Source organism: Coprococcus sp. OM04-5BH (assembly GCF_003482105.1).
GTDB lineage: Bacteria > Bacillota > Clostridia > Lachnospirales > Lachnospiraceae > Coprococcus.
On the sequence record NZ_QULM01000001.1, the window covers coordinates 167,311 to 183,358 of the forward strand.

Annotated in this window: 12 protein-coding genes; 1 reads left to right on the plus strand and 11 read right to left on the minus strand. The window is 43.0% G+C overall.

Features of this window, described 5'->3' with window-relative positions:
- Window positions 1–2: 2 nt before the first annotated feature.
- The 8 genes from DXB54_RS00745 to DXB54_RS00780 all read right to left on the minus strand — a co-directional run bounded on the left by DXB54_RS00745 (window position 3) and on the right by DXB54_RS00780 (window position 11,363).
- Entirely contained in the window at window positions 3–746 is a 744-nt protein-coding gene (locus tag DXB54_RS00745; protein WP_021938426.1) for an amino acid ABC transporter ATP-binding protein, read from the minus strand.
- A complete protein-coding gene (locus tag DXB54_RS00750; protein WP_021938427.1) occupies window positions 736–2,322 on the minus strand; it encodes an ABC transporter permease subunit in 1,587 nt (528 codons plus the stop codon). Before DXB54_RS00750 ends, DXB54_RS00745 begins: the two co-directional genes overlap by 11 nt.
- Before the next feature lie 24 nt (window positions 2,323–2,346).
- Complete coding sequence (locus DXB54_RS00755) at window positions 2,347–3,090, minus strand: YkgJ family cysteine cluster protein (protein ID WP_021938428.1); 744 nt, start codon at window positions 3,088–3,090, stop codon at window positions 2,347–2,349.
- 19 nt (window positions 3,091–3,109) lie between these two features.
- A complete protein-coding gene (locus DXB54_RS00760) occupies window positions 3,110–6,145 on the minus strand; it encodes an ATP-binding cassette domain-containing protein (protein ID WP_021938429.1) in 3,036 nt (1,011 codons plus the stop codon).
- Window positions 6,133–7,017, minus strand: coding sequence for an energy-coupling factor transporter transmembrane component T (locus DXB54_RS00765; protein WP_021938430.1), 885 nt, complete (start codon window positions 7,015–7,017; stop codon window positions 6,133–6,135). The genes DXB54_RS00760 and DXB54_RS00765 overlap by 13 nt, the downstream gene beginning before the upstream one ends.
- Window positions 7,018–7,043: 26 nt before the next feature.
- The gene (locus DXB54_RS00770; RefSeq protein WP_021938431.1) at window positions 7,044–7,994 is read right to left on the minus strand and encodes a DUF4430 domain-containing protein; all 951 of its coding nucleotides are present in this window, start codon (window positions 7,992–7,994) and stop codon (window positions 7,044–7,046) included.
- A 1-nt stretch (window position 7,995) separates the two neighbouring features.
- Window positions 7,996–10,581, minus strand: coding sequence for a DUF4430 domain-containing protein (locus tag DXB54_RS00775; RefSeq protein WP_158578141.1), 2,586 nt, complete (start codon window positions 10,579–10,581; stop codon window positions 7,996–7,998).
- Between the two features lie 305 nt (window positions 10,582–10,886).
- Window positions 10,887–11,363 (minus strand): LURP-one-related/scramblase family protein, encoded by a 477-nt coding sequence (locus DXB54_RS00780; protein ID WP_118693969.1) that lies wholly within the window; start codon window positions 11,361–11,363, stop codon window positions 10,887–10,889.
- A gap of 314 nt (window positions 11,364–11,677) precedes the next feature.
- Between DXB54_RS00780 and DXB54_RS00785 the strand changes: the two genes are divergently transcribed.
- Window positions 11,678–13,024, plus strand: coding sequence for an MATE family efflux transporter (locus tag DXB54_RS00785; RefSeq protein WP_118693970.1), 1,347 nt, complete (start codon window positions 11,678–11,680; stop codon window positions 13,022–13,024).
- A gap of 52 nt (window positions 13,025–13,076) precedes the next feature.
- On the opposite strand, the gene DXB54_RS00790 is transcribed toward DXB54_RS00785, so the two are convergent.
- The 3 genes from DXB54_RS00790 to DXB54_RS00800 all read right to left on the minus strand — a co-directional run bounded on the left by DXB54_RS00790 (window position 13,077) and on the right by DXB54_RS00800 (window position 15,872).
- Window positions 13,077–13,547: a GNAT family N-acetyltransferase gene (locus DXB54_RS00790; protein WP_021938435.1), complete on the minus strand. Its 471-nt coding sequence runs from the start codon at window positions 13,545–13,547 to the stop codon at window positions 13,077–13,079.
- A gap of 179 nt (window positions 13,548–13,726) precedes the next feature.
- A complete protein-coding gene (locus DXB54_RS00795) occupies window positions 13,727–14,194 on the minus strand; it encodes an acyl-CoA thioesterase (protein WP_021938436.1) in 468 nt (155 codons plus the stop codon).
- Window positions 14,195–14,198: 4 nt separating this feature from the next.
- Complete coding sequence (locus DXB54_RS00800) at window positions 14,199–15,872, minus strand: AMP-binding protein (RefSeq protein WP_118693971.1); 1,674 nt, start codon at window positions 15,870–15,872, stop codon at window positions 14,199–14,201.
- Between the last annotated feature and the right edge of the window lie 176 nt (window positions 15,873–16,048).

Consider the following 16,048-nt stretch of genomic DNA (forward strand, 5'->3'; position numbering starts at 1 on the left):
TTTTACCTTACCTTTGAAAGGAACTCTTTAAGTCTCTCGTTCTTAGGATTTTCGAAGAACTCCTCCGGAGCACTGTCTTCACGGATATTTCCCTGATCTATGAAGATTACTCTGCTGGCAACATCCCTTGCAAATCCCATCTCGTGAGTTACAACTATCATGGTCATTCCGTCTCTTGCCAGTTCCCTCATTATCTCAAGAACTTCTCCAACCATCTCCGGATCCAGAGCTGACGTAGGTTCATCAAAAAGTATAACATCCGGGTTCATTGCCATAGTTCTTGCTATGGCGATACGCTGCTTCTGTCCACCTGAAAGGCTGTCCGGATATGCCTCTGCCTTTTCAAGAAGTCCGACTCTCTTAAGAAGCTCCATTGCTCTGTTCTTGCTGTCCTCGGCACTTACACCCTTAAGCTTCATAGGTGCCAGCATAATATTCTGGAGCACCGTCTTGTTAGGGAACAGGTTGAACTGCTGGAATACCATACCGATCTTCTGTCTGACTTTATTTACATTTGTCTTCTTATCAAGGATATCTGTACCCTCAAATACAATCTCGCCTGCCTCAGGTCTCTCAAGCTTGTTCAGAGAGCGGAGGAAGGTTGATTTTCCACATCCTGACGGTCCTACAATGGCGATAACCTCACCCTTTTTAATAGTTGTGTTAATTCCGTCAAGGACAACATGGTCACCATAGGATTTCTTAAGATTTTTTATCTCTATTAAAACTTCACCATTATTTTGCACCTCTCTTCAGCCTCCTTTCAAGACGTCCTACAAGATAGGTAAGGATTGTTACTATAATAAGGTAAATGAGAGCTATTGACACAAGCGGAACCATAGCCTCCCATGTAGTACTTCTTATGATATCGCCTGCCTTTGTAAGATCCACCAGTCCGATGTAACCTACGATGGAGCTTTCCTTAAGAAGTGCTATGAACTCGTTACACATTGCAGGAAGGGCATTTTTGATAGCCTGTCCCATTATTATATATTTCATTGTCTGTCCGTAGGTGAATCCAAGGCTTCGTCCTGCCTCAAACTGTCCTATCGGGATTGACATCATACCGGCTCTGATGGCCTCGGCAACATATGCACCTGAATTCAATCCAAATGCAATAACCGCAACTATGACCGGCTTGATATTTACACTGGCAAATATTACATAGTATGTGATGAGGAGCTGAACCATCATAGGTGTTCCTCTGAATATGGTAATATAAAGCTTGATTATAGCATTTACCACCTTAAGTAATGGCGAACGCTCATCGCTTCTGTCATATGCCACACGAGTCATGGCAATAAGGAAGCCAAGCACGATGCCTATGATACCTGCAAATATTGTGATTATCAGTGTATTTAAAAGACCCTGTGGAATGTATTTCCATCTTCCGTCCTCTACAAACGACTGCTTGATCCTGCTCATAAGGGTATTTCCCTGAGCGTCATTACCGGAATTAACAATGATAACCTGCTTTGAGGTGGTATATGATTCTGTAAAATCAATATTCTTCTTTCTTTCCTCGGTTACTGTCATACCTGCCATACCGAAGTCTGCCTTACCTGTCTGAACGGACACGATAACCGAGTCGAACTCTACGTCAAGGACCTCAAGCTCAAGTCCCATTCTGTCTGCTATAGCTGTGGCAATGTCTATGTCGATACCTGTAGGGACACCGTTTTCATAGTACTCATATGGTGGGAAACCGGCATTTGTAACCATGGTTATCTTACCTGTATAGTTAATGTCATCCGGGGACTTATATGTATCTCCGGTTCCGTTTATATAGTGATTTATAACCTGGTCTATGGTTCCATCCTGCTGTAATGCTTCAATGCTGTCATTTATCTGGTTAAGAAGCTCTGTGTTGCCCTTCTGCACACAGATGGCGTAATCTTCTATGGTGAACTCTTCATCCAGAATATACAGTTCAGGGTTCTTTGCCACGAATGCTTTTGCCGGCTGTTCATCAATGAGCACGCAGTCGATTTTGTTCTGCTTAAGTGCCTGAACTGCGTCAGCACCCTTGTTATATCTGATTATCTCGGTTCCTGCATCGTCGCCTTCATAATCTGACGCATAAGTGTCACCTGTAGTTCCAAGCTGGACACCTATCTTATGTCCCGGCAGATCATCTACGCTATAGATCTCTGCCACATTTTGTTTTCCTGAGTCTGAGTTATCCTCATCTTCCTTTGCCCATGACACCATCATTGTTCCAAAGGCCATTGAGAATATGAGTACCAGTGTGAAAAACAGGTATCTTTTTCTGTGATTTGCCATGGATGACAGTGATGGGATAAATTTTTTCTTCCCTCTCATTCGTTTTCTCCTTTTCTTTATTTTTTAGACGCCCAGCATATCCCGTATTCTGGCGAGGCGGCCATAGAATTGCTGGTAGAAGTCTTTGCTTTCTTCGTATCTTGTTATGTACAGGGTGTTAAGAACCAACATACTGATATTTCTGGCGGTTTCTTCCGCAATGGCTATATCTTCTTCTGACATACCGGCAGTTGCCGCAGCACCGGAAGTGCTTTGGTCATCAAGATGGTCTGTTCCAAACAGTGCACCGATAACCTTTATCTGAATGTCCTTCTGGAATTTGTGCCAGTCTACGACATATCTGTCATATCTGGCAGGCTCCGGAGTGTCGATCCATTTATTGACCTTGACCTTTGCATGACCTGCTCTGTCGCACTCGTGTACCTGGAGGAAATATCTGAAACCTCCATCCTCTTCGTAGTATCTTCCCAGCGGGAATAAACGGCAGAATCCCGGTCTGCTGCCATGGATACCGCACCTTCCTTCATCATTTAAAAATGGACAATGGCCGTCCACCATTTTGATATTTGGAAGTATCATTCCATCAACAACATTCAGCTCAACCTCATTTGCCAGGAGCTGCTCGAAGCTTTTGCCTGTGGCTTCTGTAAGTCTCTTTATGTCATAGGGATCAAGCTTTATGGTGTCTCCCATTCCCCGGCAGCATTTACTGCAGCCCTTGCAGTCGTTACACTCTGCCTTTACCATATCATTTAATTCATACAATCGTCCATCAGAAATTTCCGATAAATCTACATTTCTAAGCAATTTCTTACCTCATTTGCTGTTAATTTGTGTGGGACACATTTAATATTCCATATTTTGTCCTTATCCTGTCAAGCTTCTCCAGGAATGGTCTTGCAGCAAACCAAAGGAATAATACCGTTCCCGTACCATGAACCACGTCAAATGGGAAACCGGTTATATAGGCCGCCGCAATCATATGCAGGCTGACATCGCTGTAATACATCAGCACAGATGCCGGATTCATGATACCACCATAGACTACTATACACGATATCCCGCCAAAAATACATAAGGAAAGTTTAGAAAATATTTTTTCCCGCACAGCTCTCCTTCTGTAGATAACACCTGCCAGATATCCAAGTACCCCCATGGCGAACATCTGCCAGGGTGTCCATGGGCCCTGCCCGAATATGAAGTTGGAGGTAAGCATGGTGACAGCCCCAACTATAAATCCTGTCTCCGCACCAAATGCCACGCCGCTTATAATGACCATTGCTGTTGCTGCGTTGAAGTTTGGCAGCATGAAGAATGCCGCCCTGCCCGCCACCGCCAGAGCACACATTGTTGCTACGGTCACCAGTTCCCTTGCTTTCGGTTTCCTTTTCTCATACAGAAAGAAAAACGGGATTATTGCCTCAAGGAGTATCAGCATGGATATGAAATAATACTTTCTGTCATTTAACTTTGTTATGCCCACCCATATAGTGATGGGAATAAGTATGCAGATAACTACAAATGCTGCCAGTGCACAGGCTTTATTATGGTTTCTTGCTGACGTAAGCTCAATATCCTCATTCTTTCTTGAGGATATCGGTGCCAGACATATCAGCAGCAGTATAACTGCCAGGATAAATATGCCGTACATTATGGCATATCTGATGCCCTCCGCCGTCACCCTCATATTATCTATAAGGTAATTAAGCCCCTCCTGCTTCATCGTAAAATAAAAGCATACGCCACACAACATAGTAAGCAGGATAATACAGGTAAGCCTTATGGGGCTGATCTTCTCACGGCTTTTGTGTTTCTTCTCCAGCAGTTTTTTCAGACTTTCAAGGGCTTTATCTTCTTCACCGGACTGGGCTGCATCATGAAGTTTAATGTCATTATCAATTTTGACAGTATCATCTAATTGGGAAATCTTATTTACTTTTATGCCTTCATCAGTTCTTGTTATATCACCGCCATCATAGGATTTACCATCTTTTTTTTGACCACCTTTGAAATTTCTGCTATTTTTGTGTTTTTCCTCGTAAATATCCGGCTCACATCCAAGAGCCTTGAATATATCCTCAACAGTTATCGCATTTTCTATCATTCCCCCTGCGATCCTTGCGGCTGCCGTGGTGTAGAAATGATTTCCTGAGAAGAAGTCTTTCACAGGTTCTATGGCTGCTATGCTGCCATCAAACATGAGGGCACATCTGTCCGAGATACTTGCCTCCCACTCTATGTCGTGGCTTACTATTATAATGGTCTTGCCTCTGGTTTTAAGCTGCTTAAGAATATCTCCGTATTCCAGCTTGAACTCCGGGTCTATTCCCTTGGTTGGTTCATCCAGCAGGAAGATATCCGGATCAATGAGCATAAGCTTCGCCAGTGCCAGCCTCTGCTGTTCACCACCTGACAGATCATAGGGATGTCGAAGGAGCAGATCTTCCATCATACATGTTCTCACCACATCAGCCACTGCTTCATATGAAATCTCATTTTCCACGCTGTCCTGAGTGCAGACCAGCTCATCCCTCACTGTATTTCTGGTAAACAGGTCTGTAGGATTCTGTGGAAGCAATGCAGTTCTTCTTCCGGCAGCCACTCTGATCCTTCCGTTGTCAGGCTCCATTATGCCTGCTATAAGCTTAAGAAATGTGGTCTTACCACTGCCATTTCCTCCACTTATGGATAATATCTCCCCCTCACGAACCGAAAGGGTAAGCTTGTTCACTATGTCATCCCCTGCCTTGTCGTAGGCATAGCAGAGGCTCTTGCAAACGAGGATATCATTGCCAGTCGAAACATGTTTATCCGAAACTATCTTTTCATCGACAGTCATTTTATTTTTATCAATATTTATAAATGTTTTTTCTTCTTCAATGGTCTTATCACATAGTTCACTCTCATGGGAACTTCCCCCGGTCAATGTAGCGTTTTTCAACAGCTCTGCCAGATAACTTCTGCCTTCCCCCACAGAAACCGGCAAAGAATATATATTATCCACTGCCACACTTTCATTTGCATGAATTTCATCTTCATTATGAGTCATATCTGCATGATATTTCTTCTTATCCTTAGAAACACCCGCATACACCCTGGTGGCGGCGGTCATGAAACCCATATAGCGTCCGTCGGTGCACAGCTCCGCCATACACTCCCTTAAAGGGCCGAAAGCAGTAACCTGTCCGTCCTCCATAGCCATAACCTTTGTACACACCGGAAGCACCTCCTCCAGCCTGTGTTCTGTCATGATTATTGTGGTGCCAAGCTCTCTGTTGATACGGGTAAGGCAGGCTACAAATTCCTCCGCAGCTATTGGGTCAAGCTGGCTTGTAGGCTCATCAAGAATAAGGAGCTTAGGATTCATTGCCATAACTGATGCCAGATTAACCATCTGCTTCTGACCTCCGGACAGCTCCCGCACCTTCTTGTGGAATATACCGGATAGTCCGAAGAAAGAAGTCATCTCGGCAACACGTCTCTTTATCATAGAATTGCTGCAGCCAAGACTTTCCAGTCCAAATGCCAGCTCATGCCACACCTCATCCGTTACAAGCTGTGCATTTACATCCTGCATTACAAAGCCTATGTCGGAAGCCAGCTCTTCATAAGACAATGACTCTATGTCAGCTCCATTAAAGAATATGCTTCCGGACTTCTTTCCATGGGGAGCAAGCACAGGCTTTAAGAGCTTCAACAATGTGGTCTTTCCACAACCCGAAGAGCCGAGGATCACCAGAAAGTCACCCTGTGCCACGCAAAAGGAAGCCTCCTTAAGGGCAGGCTCAAGATAGACGCCACCATATTCTGCTGTGGTGTCCGGATATGCGAATGTAAGCTTTTGAACGTCTAAAATATCCATTTCTTTCCTTTCTTTACTATAAGTGGGCAGACCACCATCAGAGCATACATAATATATGCCGACAGGCGGTAAGGGGTGAGCTTTATTCCTGTAACTGCCGGATAATACCAGAACCTGAAGGTACCATTTGCGGCTGCGACTAACACATATATTCCTGTTATCAGAAGGTATATCAGGGATACCGTGTCCCTGCCATCCCAGACAAACAGTGAATACGCAGTTCTCTTCTTAAGTCCGTAGCCCCTGCTTAACATGCTGTCTGCCGTGACAACCGCCCTTTCCAGTGCCCAGGTTACTACCACGGAGCTTACCTTTATGCCGGTCTTAAGTCTCTTAAAATGTTTTCCGGAGCCGGCGTAACCGGACGCCTTTATAACCCCATACACTTCCCTATATCTATCTGCACATTCAGGGATAAATCTCAGAACCATGGAAATAAGAAGGGACAATACGGGGGCAAGGCTTCCAAACAGATATATCATCTTGTTGGAGGTTATGACCTCGTTAAAACAGGAAAACCAGCCTATGGTGCTAACTATCATGAAGGCTATTCCTATTCCATAGAGGATACTCTCAAGAGTCAGGGGATTTCCAGAAGGAAGATAACACAGTATGGTAACACCCTGATGGGAAAATGCCATATTTATCCCGGCGGTTATCACCACCAGAAACAGCATATATATTAAATTCTTCTTTACACCGCTGCCTCCCTTAAGCATAACAAGATAAATAAACATACCTATAAAAGATATGCCAAGGCATACTGGATCAGTAAATGCCATGGCATATCCTATTACACATATGAAATAAATCAGATTAACAATGGGATGACAGGTTGAAAATGTATCTTTTTTCTTTACCTTTTCCTTCATCTGATATCCTTATTTGAAAAATCCTTTTAGTAAGGATTACCTACGTCTCCGCCCAGATCACAGGTGTACAGCCACCGGATGACCTCGCCGCCGTTAAGCACATATTTCGAACACCCAAAGCCCGGAAACACTCCGTTTACGGAGTACATCCAGCCCGACAGGTTTCCACAGTCAAATTCGTACAGATTGCCTATTCCCTCAATGTACATGGAACCGTACATCGGCGTATAAGAATATTCCATCTGTATTCCCTTTTCCTTGGTGATCCTTCTTAACACATCAAAAACAGTATCCCCATGTCTGATAGGAACTTCTGTTTTCTTCAGTATCACTCCGTCTGCCGGAACATAGGCCTTCTTGTTCTCGTCCACAAGATCCATGTTATTAAGGATATTCTTACAGCTTATACTTATGCTGCAATATCCTATTATCTCATCCTCGGTTGGTTCCTCTGTAGGGGTCTCCGTTGTAGGGGCTTCTGTTGTAGGTTCATCCTTCTTGCCCGGATCTGCCGTATTGTCACCCTTGCCTGGTCCGTTACCGGAACCATCGCCACTGCCATTACCCGATCCATTGCCGGAATCGCTGCCATCATCTGAACCTTTTCCCTTGTCGGAGCCATCACCAATATCTCCGCTGCCGGAACCATTACCGTTTCCGTTACTTCCGCCACCGACCTCTACAGCTTCACCTGTACCGGTACCTGCGAAGTTCTCTGTGGCATCATCTGCTTCGTCGGAGCTTTTCTTCTTCCTTACCGGATTTCCATCCTCATCCACATATTGTTCATCATAATACCCGCCATCTACGGCTTCTGCTTCGTCGCTTCCGGTATCTGATGTTTCCGAAGTGTTTTGTTTTACTGAAAATCCTCTGGAGCCCGGCGCATTACCGCCATACCAGAATGCAAATACCAGTATGGCAGCAACTGCCGTAAGCCCAAGAATTTTTTTCAAATTCTTTTTTATAAAATTCATATTATCTTCTGATCTTTATTGTCTTTGCAGTACTCCATGCACCGTAGCTTATAGTATTTCCTGACTTCTTATAACCACGTATCCTTACATAATATGTAGTACCCTTCTTAAGACCTGAAACATTTCTTACAACTGTCTGTGTTGTTCCGTTTGATACACCTAATGTCTTAGCGTCACTGAAGTTCGACTTTGTTGCGTACTGGAGCTGATATCCTGAGAATGCCTTAACAACTGATACTGTAACCTTTGCTGTTCCGGCAACAACATTTTCAACCTTTGCAATATTAGCTCTGCTTACTCTGTTAATTGAAAGACCTGATGTATATGTGCTGAGTGTGCTTCCTGATACGGCTCTTACTGTATATACATAGTTTACGCCATCTGATACCTTTGTATCAGCATAGTTTAACTTGCCTGCCTTAACAGTTGCAACTCTTGTCCAGCTCTTGGCACCATTTGCCTTTCTATATACATAATAAGACTCTGCACCGTCAATCTTGTTCCATGTAACATTGATTCCTGAAATCTTGTTCTCTGCCTTTACTACAGGCTGTGCAAGGTATAATACGCTTACACCTGTCTGATCATACTTGCCCTGCTCTGAACCCTTTATACCTCTTACTGTGTATGTGTACTTAACACCACTTACAACTGTCTTATCTACTGCACTTAAAGCTGTTGTTGTACCGAAGAGCTTCCATGATGTCTCGCCCTCAGCCTTTCTGTAGATCTTATATCTCTCTGCTCCGTCAACTGCACTGTAACTGATCTTTACACCCTTTGAAGCGTTTGCAACTTCTACCTTGGCAGGAGCCTTCATACCAAGCTTCCAATCTGCGTCTGACATGTCATAAAGTGCAGGCATGCCATGCTTATATCTGTAGTAAGCAACCAATGCATATGTTCCCTGCTGTGTTGCCATAGCATTTTCACCATACACATTACCATTTTGATCTTTCTTAATATGACGGAATCCGCCTGTCGCCTCATCCTTGAAGCTGATGAGATTATCTAATACTGATATGCCGTTCTTCACAAATCTTGGGTCTGTATCTGCATCAATTCCAAGAGCTGAAAGGGCAGTTACAACCTGAGCAGCGCTCTCTGAGTTTACTGAACCCCAGCTTGCAAATCCACCATCGTCTCTCTGCTTATTTGAAAGTACATCAAGACCTCTGTCTACTGCTTCCTTAACGTCTGTATTTGTATTGTAATATGGAGCAAGTGCCTGGATAGCCATACCTGTCATATCAGGATCTGCCGCTCCAAAGAATGTCCAACCACCTGTAGAAAGCTCTGCTGTAAGTATCTCCTGGATCAACTGCTCCCTAATGCTTGCTCCGCCTTCTTCAAGGCTGTCAGGTGCTTTTGCTGCGTCCAGTGCAAGAAGTCCGAATACGCTGCCATTTAAGCCCTGTTTCTTTACATAGCTTACATCATATAACGGCTCAATGATATTGTAGCCTGCAACATCTGTACAGTCCACACCGAGTGCTGTAAGAGCAAGGATTGTTCTCTCATTCTCAGTTGCCTTATACTTATGTATAATAGCACCTGTTTCCTTAACCTTCTCCTCTACTGAAGCATAGTAGGTTTCATACATAGGAACATTTGTATAACCGTATCTGGCAAGATCAATGATCTCCCATTCATTTTCAAATGTAGGATTTGTTTCCTCACATCTTGATGAAACTAACTTCTCTGCTCCTGCAAGTACATCCTCATATACATTTGAAGCCTCTGCGTCTACATCTGAAAGTACAACATTCACATGGTAGTATGACTTGTATTTACCACCTAATGATGATACTGAGAAATCAATACCGCCTGTGAAGTCGTTCATGTTCTCAAGTCCGTCTACTATTGCGTAATGACTGTTAAGACTTGTAACATAATCTGTCTCTACTGTTGTTATATCTGTATCTTCCGGAAGTATATATGTAAGCTCGAATGGGTCATCTGCTGTACCCTTGTCTTCTGTAACTTCTCCGTCTATCTTATATACCGCACCGGTAGAATATGAATATTCCTTGGTCATTTCATGGGTCTTTCCACCCACTGAGATTTCTTTGAAATATGGATTTCCATACCAGCCGTTACCTATGTCGTCTGTCATTGTATCCACATTAACTGAATAGTCAAATGATAATGTGTCACCGTCTGATAAAGTGATTGCTGACACCCCACCATTGGCATAATCGTCGTTGTTATAGCTTAAGCACCATCCTGAATATCCACCGGCGTCTTCTGCTGAAAGATTGTTGATCTCTGACACATAGCCGCTTTCTGTCATATCATACTGGATATCATTATCTTCAAAGGCTTTTTCTATAACATCCTTTGTTGAAGTACCCTTTGGCACCTCTACTTTTGTCTCAAGAATCTTTCCGTCCTTGGAAGCGTCCTTAATCCCTGCGTCTACGGCTGTGTAATCATGTACACCGACCTTTACTGTGATGCTGGCATCTCCCGGAGTTGCCTCACTGGCATATACTGATGATACGCCGAAATTCACACCTGATATAGGTGCCACTGTTGTTGCCACCATGCACATCGCCATACATGTTGCAATAAATCTCTTCTTCATGGTCATTTCCCCTTTCGTATTTTATATGAGAGAGCAGAGCAAGCGATCTGACTTGTGGCTGCAACGCTTGCGGATGTCTATGACACCTGCATTTTTACGTTTAACCAGATACAGTAATGGCTGTTGCGACGGATTCTCACCGCACTTCTCTTTTTCTGGGCATAAACCCCCAGGACTCTGCAACAGTAATACTAACAAATAGGGGAAAACATGTCAATCTGGCAAATCAGCATGTCCATTTATTTTGTTTTCTCAGTGCTTATTTTCTTCTGTTTTATTTAGTTCCCTTGTTTCTCTGAATATTTCTAGTTGTTGTTTCTTGAACACTTCTCCGCGTCAATTGCAAGAACAAACATAAGTACAATAAGGGCGTCCTGCGGATTGTATACATCCATCACATACTGATCCGTCATATGAAATAGCGCCTTGGATATGGAAGCAATCTCGGTTCCGTTTGCATTTGTTATCCTGTAATCCCATTCCCAAAAGTTTCCGTCAATATTCCAGCCATTGTAATCAATGTTATACCGAGGTCTGAAAAATGCAAATTCCTTTTGTATACATCCCAGGTACCGTCCATCCAGATATACCTCGAATTTTGGAAGTAATGTCAGCACTCTTTCTTTTACGGTTCCTACCTCATTTCCCCATGGGTCAAATATCTTAAGGCAGTGTCCCCAGGACAACTGTCCCTTTACTACATAGATTGTATTTCCCTGTTCATCATAGATGTCGTAACTGTCAAACCATGAAAACAGCCTCTGTTTAAAGTACATCCTCATAATGTTTTCTCCTTATTAAACAATCTTTATCTTAGGGGCATAAACCTCAAGTCCCCTAAAGATCAAAACCTTAACTCCTTCATAAAAAAATAATCTATTTCAATAATAACATTTTTTTCTGCTCACTAACATTCTTTTTGTTAATTGTCAATTTTTTATGTTAGTAACATGTTTTTGATTTTCAATGCACATATTTGCAAAGCGGTGCTATAATACCTCTGGCTGATACGTGAAGCCGGTATACCTCAAAAAGTGTACCTCCAAAAAAATATACAACTCAAAAAAATGTACTACGTGAAAGAAGATATATGCAAATGAAAAATTCCGACCATTTATACAGTAACTTAGATCTTAAGAAGCTTCTGGTTCCCATAATCGTGGAACAGCTTCTCTCCTGCCTCATGGGTACGGTAGATACCATGATGGTAAGTAACGTAGGCTCTGCTGCCATATCCGCAGTATCCCTTGTGGACTCCATAAATGTCCTTGTAATACAGGCTCTGTCAGCCCTGGCTGCCGGAGGTGCCATCCTCTGCTCCCACTACCTGGGAAGCCACAATGAAAAAAGTGCCAATCACTCCGCAAGACAGGTTTTACTGGTAATGACTGTACTCTCCGTTGCCTTAACCCTTATCTGCCTTGTATTCAGGGTGCCGTTACTCAAGCTTATATTCGGCAAGGTGGAAGCCGATGTCATGGCTAATTCACAGGTTTATTTCCTGTTCACCCTGTTATCATTCCCATTTATCGGTTTGTATGACGCAGGTGCTTCCATTATGAGAGCCCAGAACGACAGCAGAAGACCTATGGTGATCTCGGTTATTTCCAATTTTTTAAACATCGGGGGAAATGCACTGCTCATCTTCGTCCTTAACATGGGCGTTGCGGGAGCCGCCATATCAACCCTGTTCTCACGTATTTTCTGTGCGGTTGTAGTAATATGGAAATTAAGAAATGAAAAAGAACCTATTGCCGTGCGTAACTACCTGTCCATACGCCCGGACTCCTCTACAATAAGAAGGATATTATATATAGGTATACCTTCGGGTATCGAGAATAGCATGTTCCAGTTCGGCAAGCTGGCTATCCAGTCCACCGTGTCTACCCTTGGTACCGTAGCCATCGCTGCCCAGGCAATGACAAATATCCTTGAGATGTTAAATGGTGTTGCCGCCATGGGAATAGGTATCGGACTTATGACAGTTGTAGGTCAGTGCCTTGGAGCCGGAAGAAAAGACGAGGCTGTATACTATGTTAAGAAGCTTTCATGGCTGGCAGAAGCTGCCATAATCTTTAGCTGTCTCCTTGTTCTTGCCCTTACAAAACCAATAACAAGGATAGGCGGTATGGAAGCCGAAAGTGCTCAGCTCTGCTTTAATATGGTAGTATTTATCACCATTACCAAACCAATTTCCTGGGTACTTTCATTTATCCCTGCCTACGGCATGAGAGCCGCCGGAGACGTTAAATTCTCCATGATCACCTCATGTCTGACCATGTGGCTCTGCCGTGTTATCCTGTGTATATACCTGTGCCGTGTATGGGGCTTCGGTCCTATTGCAGTGTGGATCGGAATGTTCGCTGACTGGACCCTCAGAGCGATAATCTTCACAATCCGTTTCCATTCAAGAAAATGGCTTAACCATCATATAATCAGTTAAGCCATTACATCAGATCCGGGTGCAACGAACCGTTGCACCCGGATTATTTTCACTATAAAATATACTCCATCTGTCTTTCCTTTGTCTTCATTCCCATTTTCTCATAGAAATGCTCTGCTGATGTATTACCTGTCCACACATTAAGCGTGACCTCGTAACAGCCAAGCCTCTTCGCCTCGCTCTTCACAAATTCAAACAAATGCTCTCCCACATGCTGTCCTCTGATATCTGAGTCAACGCAGAGATCATCAATGAAAAGAGATTTAAACGGCACCATATTATTTGAAAATGGCTGTTCTCTCAACTGGCAGAAGGCATAACCTACACATCTGTCATCCTCATCTACCGCAACATATATGGGCTTTTCATCATCTAATGTCATCTTAAGCAGCTCGTCATGGGTATACTTGGTTGTTCCGGAGATAAAGATATCCGGTCTGATACCTGCATGTATCTCAAGGACCTGTTGTAATAATTCAATAAGTCTCGGTATGTCCTTATCATTTGCCCTTCTGATGTTCATCTTTGTTCCTTCTTTCTATTAAATAAAAAATCCCAATGACCGGATATATTGTATCATCCATTACATATCCAGTCATCGGGACTTTTACTGTACAGGCTTATCTTAATGACCTTTTATAATCTTTTATGATCTTTAATGCTCTGCATGCCCGCACTGTTTATTTTCCGACTATAACCGTATTATTTTTTCTTCTCGTGCTTTTCCTTATATTCCTTTAAGAGTGCCTTGAACAGCTTATCCTCCTCAGGGTACTGCTTCTTCATGAACAGGATCTTGTTGTCACTGTCCAAGAGGCAGTGGGATGATGTACCGAGACATCTCAGTTCACCGGTTTCCTTGTCGCATATTTCATAGAAAAATCCTACTCTTACGCCGGTGTACTCTGACAGATAGGTGTGGATCTCTATTGTATCTCCGTATCTGCTCATGGTCTTGTACTGGGTTGACACTCCAAGTACAGGAATGATTATTCCCTCATCCTCAATGTGTTTGTAATTCCAGCCAATCTTATCCATCCAGTCCATACGGGCTTCTTCCATCCATCTTATATAGTTGGAGTGGTGTACTATACCCATTCTATCTGTTTCATAGTAAAATACCGGTCTTACATACGGCTCTATCTTATCAATGTCCTCTATTGCTATCATAATATTATTTCCAATCCTTTTCCTTGATCTCGACTCTTCTTACCTTACCACTGATGGTCTTAGGCATTTCCTTAACAAACTCAATAACCCTAGGTCTCTTGTAGCTTGCAATGTTCTCCTTGAAGTAACGCTTCATGTCACGCTTTAACGCTTCATCTCCTACTGTTCCCTCGGTAAGTACAACTGTAGCCTTGATCGCCTGACCTCTTGTGCTGTCAGGAACCGATGTAACTGCACACTCAAGTACATATGGAATCCTCATGATCTCATTTTCAATCTCGAAAGGTCCTACTCTGTATCCGGCAACCTTGATGATATCATCAACACGGCCTACGAACCAGAAGTATCCATCCTCATCCTTGTATGCTGTATCACCTGTGTGATAGTATCCGTCTCTCTTTATCTCGGCAGTTCTCTCAAGATCGTTCTCGTATCTGATGAAGAGTCCGTCCGGCTCACCATTTTCAATGTTGATAACAATCTCACCTGTCTCACCTGCCTCTGCAAATGTTCCGTCAGGTCTCATTATCCTTACATCGTAAAGTGGACTTGCCTTACCCATTGAACCCGGTCTTGGAGTTGTGTTCTCAAGGTTTCCTATTGTAAGTGTTGTCTCTGTCTGTCCAAATCCTTCGTAAATTGTAAATCCCGTTAATTCCTTAAACTTGTAGAATACCTCAGGGTTAAGTGCCTCACCTGCTGTTGTGCAGTATCTGAGAGAAGACAGATTGTATTTGCTCATGTCCATCTTAACCAGGATTCTGTAGAGTGTCGGTGGTGCACAGAATGTGTTGATGTGGTACTCCTCAATAAGCTTGAAGATGTTATCGGCACTGAACACGTCGAAATCATATACAAATATTGTTGTCTCGCAAAGCCACTGTCCATATAACTTGCCCCAGAGTGCCTTACCCCAGCCTGTATCCGAAACTGTAAGATGAACCTCGCCTGCTCTGTTTGTGTGCCAGTACTTTGCTGTTATGTAGTGACCCAGTGGGTACAGATGGTTGTGTGACACAAGCTTTGGATGTTCTGTTGTTCCTGATGTGAACATCATGAGAAGCACGTCATGAGCCATAACCTTATCCTCACCGGTAGGTCTCTCGAATACTGTGCTCTCTTCCATTATTCCCTGGTCAAATGAAAGGAAGCCCTCTCTCTCACCGTTTACGATCATCTTAATAAGCTTGTTATCAGGGTCTATTGAAGCCATGGCGTCAGGAATCTTGTCATCTGATGTACAGATAACTGCCTTGATATTGGCTGCTTCAATTCTGTATGCATAATCAGAAGCTTTAAGAATATTTGTTGCAGGGATTGCAATAGCTCCTAACTTATGAAGTGCGATCATTGTGATCCAGTACTGATAATGACGCTTAAGGACCAGCATTACCTTATCGCCCTTCTTAATTCCGTGCTTCACGAAGTAATTTGCAGCTCTGTTGGAGTACTCCTTCATCTCCTTAAAGGTGAATATTCTTTCTTCCTTATTCTTTGAAACGTAAATAAGTGCTCTGTCGTCCGGTTTCTTCTCTGCAAGTGCGTCCATAACGTCAAATCCAAAGTTGAAGTCATCCTTATTCGTGAACTCGATCTTCTCTAATACATTGTTGTCATCAAGGGAAGCACTTATGAACTTTCCTGCTATTCCTTCTTCCGGTCTCATACCTGTTGACATATAAAATCCTCCAGTAATTCTTCTCTCTATATTTTAAAGTATTGTTGTCTGTTTTTTGAGTTTTTAATAAACTCCACATGTGGTTTTCAATACCACATGCATTATAATAGCATATAAATCTTTCCTGTCAAGAATTTTTACAAAAATGTTAAAACATGTAAAATCTTTATCTGCGG